Below are 4,908 nucleotides of genomic sequence, written 5' to 3' on the forward strand. Positions count from 1 at the left end.
TTCAACTCGACCCACGGCGCCCGCAAGGGCCTAGCGGACACCGCGTTGAAGACCGCCAACTCGGGCTACCTCACCCGCCGCCTGGTCGACGTGTCGCAGGATTGCGTCGTGATGGAGGACGATTGCGGCACCGAACGTGCGCTCGAAATGCGCGCGATCGTGCAGGGCGGCACCGTGATCGCGTCGCTCGGCGAGCGTATCCTTGGCCGCACCACCGCCGAGGACGTGGTCGACAAGGACGGCAAGACCGTCATCCCGTCGGGCACCTTGCTCGACGAGGCGATGATCACGACGATCGAGGCCACGGGGATCCAGGGCATGAAGATCCGCAGCCCGCTGGTGTGCGAGGCCAAGATCGGCGTGTGCGGCAAGTGCTACGGGCGTGACCTCGCGCGCGGCACCCCGGTCAACATCGGCGAAGCGGTCGGCGTGATCGCCGCGCAGTCGATCGGCGAGCCCGGCACCCAGCTGACGATGCGGACCTTCCACATCGGCGGTGCGGCGCAGCTCAACGAGACCAGCAACCTGGAGGCGCATGCCGACGGTACGGTCGAGTTCCGCGACCTGCGCCTGATCGTCGATCAGCGCGGTCGTCGCGTCGTGCTCAGCCGCTCAGGCGAAATCGCGATCAAGGACATGGACGGCCGCGATCTCGCGGTCGATCGCATCCCCTACGGCGCCTATGTGATGTTCGACGACGGTCACATCGTGACCAAGGGCGACCGCATGGCCGAATGGGATCCGTTCACCATGCCGGTGATCACCGAAACCGGCGGTACGGTGAAATATGTCGACCTGATCGAAGGCAAGACGATGACGGAAGTCACCGACGAAGCCACCGGCATCGCCCAGCGCGTCGTGACCGAAAACCGGACGACGGGCGCCAAGGCGAAGGAGGATCTGCGTCCGCGGATCACCCTGACGGGCTCGGATTCGAGCGAGGCCGCCCGCTACATGCTGGCGTCGGGCGCGGTGCTGTCGGTCGAGGACAACGCCACCGTCCAGGCCGGCGACGTCGTCGCCCGTGTCGCTCGCGAGTCCGCCAAGACCCGCGACATCACCGGCGGCCTGCCGCGCGTTGCCGAGCTGTTCGAAGCGCGCAAGCCCAAGGAAAACGCGATCATCGCGAAGGTCTCGGGCCGCGTCATCTTCGGCAAGGACTATAAGGCGAAGCGCAAGATCGGCATCCAGCCCGAGGACGGCGGCGATGTGGTCGAATACCTCATCCCCAAGTCGAAGGTGATCGACGTCCAGGAAGGCGATTACGTCAAGCGCGGCGATAATTTGATCGGCGGCTCGCCCGATCCGCACGACATTCTCGAGGTGCTCGGGATCGAGCCGCTCGCCGAATATCTCGTGTCGGAAATCCAGGAAGTCTATCGACTCCAGGGCGTGAAGATCAACGACAAGCACATCGAGGTGATCGTTCGCCAGATGCTGCAGAAGGTCGAGATCACCGACGGCGGCGACACCACGCTGCTCGCCGGGGAGCAGGTCGATCGCGCCGAGATGGACGAGATCAACGAGAAGCTCGAGAAGAAGCAGAAGAAGGCGGAAGGCAAGCCCGTCCTGCTCGGCATCACCAAGGCGTCGCTGCAGACTCGCAGCTTCATCTCGGCGGCGTCGTTCCAGGAAACCACCCGCGTCCTCACCGAGGCGGCGGTCCAGGGCAAGCAGGACACGCTGATCGGTCTGAAGGAGAACGTCATCGTCGGCCGTCTCATCCCCGCCGGTACCGGCGCCGGCATGAACCGCCTGCGCGTGGCCGCCTCCAGCCGCGACGCGGCGCTCCGCGTCCAGCAGCGAGCGCTGCAGCAGTCGCTGATCGCGCCGAATTCGGCCGAGGAAGAGCGCGCGGCGGAGAAGCTGCGTGACCTGGCGGACGATACGGGAAGCGACGCCTTGGCGGCGGTGACCGTGTCGGGCACCGGCACCGACGCGGATGCCGGGGAGTATCTGAACGAGACCGAGTGATCGGTTAGCGTTCGGCCGCTAAGCTGAACTGAAAGACCGCCGTCCGGGCGACCGGGCGGCGGTCTTTTATTGGCGACGTGCCACGCCTTTCGCCGTTGCGGCGGCTTAACGGCATCCTATCTGATGCTGCATGGCAACCGACCTCCACACGCTCACCGCGCCGATCTTCATCCGCGCCCTCACCAACCTCGACAAGATCCTCGACAAGGGCCGCGCGTTCGCCGCCGAAAAAGGGATCGACGAAAACGACCTGCTCGAAGCCAAACTGGTCGACGACATGGGCAATCTGATCTCGCAGATCCAGCGCGCCAGCGATTCCGCCAAGGGCGCGATGGTCCGCGTCGGCGGCGTCGAGAACGTTGTGATGGACGATACCGAAACCAGCTTCGACGATCTGAAGACGCGCATCGCGAAGACGATCGCGTTCGTGAAGTCGGTCCCGGCCGATGCGATCAACGGCAAGGAAGATGCGGAGATCGTCCTCAAATTCCCCAATGGCGAATATAAGTTCGACGCGCGCGGCTATATCCTCGGTTTCGTCCAGCCGAACTTCTATTTTCACGTCACGACCGCCTATGACATCCTTCGCATGAAGGGCGTGCCGATCGGCAAGATGGACTATCTCGGCGGGATTTAACGCCGCATCTCGACGATCCGCGTCGCCAGCCGCTCGGCTTCGGCACGGACGCCGGGGAGTATCTGAACGAGACCGAGTGATCGGTTTCGATCGGCGAAAGCGGCTGAAATAAAACCGCCGCCCGGGGATAGTCCCGGGCGGCGGTTTTGCCGTCCGCGTGCGATGGGATCTATTTGGCGTCGTCGCCCTTTTTTTCCTTTGGCGTCCAGGATGCCATGCCCTTTGCCTTTTTCTCGAAGGTCGCGCGATCCGCTGGCGATAGGTTCGGGCGCCCGGCCACCACGCCCATGCCAACCTTGCACTTCACGAAATAGGTTTCGCCTGCCTCGACTTCGAGCGTCAGCTGATCGACGTTTTCGGCTTGGGTATTGTACAAATGCTTTCCCGGCGTCGCGATGACGAGATAATATTTGCCGGAGCCCAGGCGAGCGACTTCCTTGCCGTTTTCATGGACCGTGCAACCCAACGCAGCACCCATGATCGACCCCGGGCGGAAGAAAATAATCTGTCCCATCCCGGCCGGCGGCGCACCGATCGTGGCGGATTTCGTGACGATCGGCGCATCCTGCGCAAGCGCCGTCGGCGCGACGGCGGTGAGCGTCAACGCGGTCGCGGCCAGTGCCGCGAAGGTCGATTTCGTTCTCATTGGCTTCCCCATTTTCCCTCTTATTGCGCGGAGCCGAGGCAAGATGCGCTCGCTTCCGCTGTCAGCGCCACATCGGCGGTGATCTTCGCGATCGCCCGGGTACCGGGCGGAATATTCACCTCGCCACCGGCGATGAAGGCGGCCAGCGGCGATACGGCAATGGTCAGCGCCATGACTGTGCCGGTATTGTCGTGCCCGGCTACGCCGAATTTGAAATGGCCGAGCGGCACTTGGACTGCGCCGCACCGGAAATACCGTGCGGCAAGGATCATCTCGCCGGCCTTGCCCAGGGCGCGGGCACGCGCGGCGTGGATCACCTCGCCCTGCCCCATCGTACCGGACGGCAGCAGGACCTCGCCGGTAGGGCCAAGGACGGGGTCGACGAGCTTGATCGGAAAGGTGTCGCCGATATGGTTCGTCTTCGAGTTGAGCGGCACCAATATCTCGATCGTCACTACGGTCATGCTCGGCACGCCGCGTGCAAACGGCGGCGCGGCTACGGCCGGCGAATTGGGGGTTGCCGGGACGGGCGCGGCCGCGGTCACCGGTACCGAGGGCGTCGCGGTCTGCGCCGCCGCCGTCGCCGCTGCCGCAGCAATTGCCGCCGTGATGACGATAAGAACGCTCTTCATGAAATCCCCCCGTCAGACACTTTGCAAACCCCAAGTCGCGGAGCAAGATAAACTTTTTCCAGCTCTTACCGCACCATCTCGACAATCCGCGTCGCCAGCCGTTCGGCCTCGGCGCGGTCGTGGGTCACCATCAGAATCGGCAGGCCAAGTTCATCGCGGACGTCGCGGATCGCGTGTTCGACCTCTTCGGCGCGGGCGCGGTCGAGCGAGGCGGTGGGCTCGTCGAGCAACAGGAACGCTGGATCGCTGAGCAGCGCGCGGCCGATCGCGACCCGCTTGGCCTCGCCGCCCGACAGGGTTCGCGGCCAGCGATCGGCGAGGTGCGCGATGTCGAGCAGTTGCGCCACGGCGTCGATCATCGTCTCGCGCGCGCCGGCGTAGCGCAGGTTCGCGGCGACGCGCATGTGCGGGAACAGCCGCGACTCCTGGAACACGTAGCCGGCGCGACGGCGGTGGACCGGCACGTCGGTCGCATCGTCGAAGAGCGTCACACCGCCGACGCGGACATGCCCGCGATCCGGCGTGAGCAGCCCCGCGATCATGTTGAGCGCGCTGGTCTTGCCGACCCCGGACGGGCCGAACAATACGGTCACGCCCTCGCCCGGCTCGAGCTTCAGCGCGACATCGGTGTCGCCCAGCCGCTTCGACACGTCGAGGTCAAACGCCATGGATCATCCCCGCGCGCATCCGCCGCGCGAGCAGTTCGGACGCGACCAAAGCGACGAGCGCGATCAGTATCGACAGCGCCGACAGCCTGAGCGCGATCGCGTCGCCGTCCGGACGCTGGAGCGCGGCATAGATCGCCAGCGGCAGCGTCCGCGTCTGCCCCGGCACGTTCGAGACGAAGGTGATCGTCGCGCCGAACTCGCCGAGCGAGCGGGTGAAACAGAGAAGCGCGCCTGACGCGATACCGGGGGCGACCAGCGGCAGGGTGATGCGGCGGAAGACCGTGAAGCGGGAGGCTCCGAGGGTGGCGGCGGCGTTCTCGAAGCGGCGGTCCGAGGCACGCACCGCGCCCT

At 65.4% G+C, this 4,908-nt stretch carries 5 protein-coding genes and 1 pseudogene; 2 read left to right on the forward strand and 4 right to left on the reverse strand.

The window, feature by feature from the left end; genetic code table 11:
* Nucleotides 1-1,974, forward strand: a pseudogene (locus tag JWM94_RS07805) (DNA-directed RNA polymerase subunit beta'); the annotation flags it as partial.
* A gap of 130 nt (nt 1,975-2,104) precedes the next feature.
* Entirely contained in the window at nt 2,105-2,611 is a 507-nt protein-coding gene (locus JWM94_RS07810) for a DUF1993 family protein (RefSeq protein WP_299424607.1), read from the forward strand.
* Between the two features lie 169 nt (nt 2,612-2,780).
* On the opposite strand, the gene JWM94_RS07815 is transcribed toward JWM94_RS07810, so the two are convergent.
* From JWM94_RS07815 to JWM94_RS07830, 4 genes are all read right to left on the reverse strand, one after another.
* The gene (locus tag JWM94_RS07815) at nt 2,781-3,257 is read right to left on the reverse strand and encodes a DUF2846 domain-containing protein (protein WP_299424610.1); all 477 of its coding nucleotides are present in this window, start codon (nt 3,255-3,257) and stop codon (nt 2,781-2,783) included.
* A gap of 20 nt (nt 3,258-3,277) precedes the next feature.
* Nucleotides 3,278-3,889, reverse strand: coding sequence for a hypothetical protein (locus JWM94_RS07820; protein WP_299424613.1), 612 nt, complete (start codon nt 3,887-3,889; stop codon nt 3,278-3,280).
* Between the two features lie 65 nt (nt 3,890-3,954).
* Nucleotides 3,955-4,557 (reverse strand): ATP-binding cassette domain-containing protein, encoded by a 603-nt coding sequence (locus JWM94_RS07825; RefSeq protein WP_299424615.1) that lies wholly within the window; start codon nt 4,555-4,557, stop codon nt 3,955-3,957.
* The coding region (locus tag JWM94_RS07830; protein WP_299424618.1) for an ABC transporter permease subunit at nt 4,547-4,908 on the reverse strand (362 nt) is incomplete at its 5' end. The genes JWM94_RS07825 and JWM94_RS07830, both read right to left, overlap by 11 nt.

This window comes from Sphingomonas bacterium, assembly GCF_028289855.1.
Taxonomy (GTDB): Bacteria; Pseudomonadota; Alphaproteobacteria; order Sphingomonadales; family Sphingomonadaceae; genus Sphingomonas.

Excerpts from the sequence above, each read along its gene's own strand:
- JWM94_RS07810 (WP_299424607.1), top strand. The coding sequence starts at position 2,105 with ATGGCAACCGACCTCCACACGCTCACCGCGCCGATCTTCATCCGCGCC.
- JWM94_RS07815 (WP_299424610.1), bottom strand. The coding sequence starts at position 3,257 with ATGAGAACGAAATCGACCTTCGCGGCACTGGCCGCGACCGCGTTGACG.
- JWM94_RS07820 (WP_299424613.1), bottom strand. The coding sequence starts at position 3,889 with ATGAAGAGCGTTCTTATCGTCATCACGGCGGCAATTGCTGCGGCAGCG.
- JWM94_RS07825 (WP_299424615.1), bottom strand. The coding sequence starts at position 4,557 with ATGGCGTTTGACCTCGACGTGTCGAAGCGGCTGGGCGACACCGATGTC.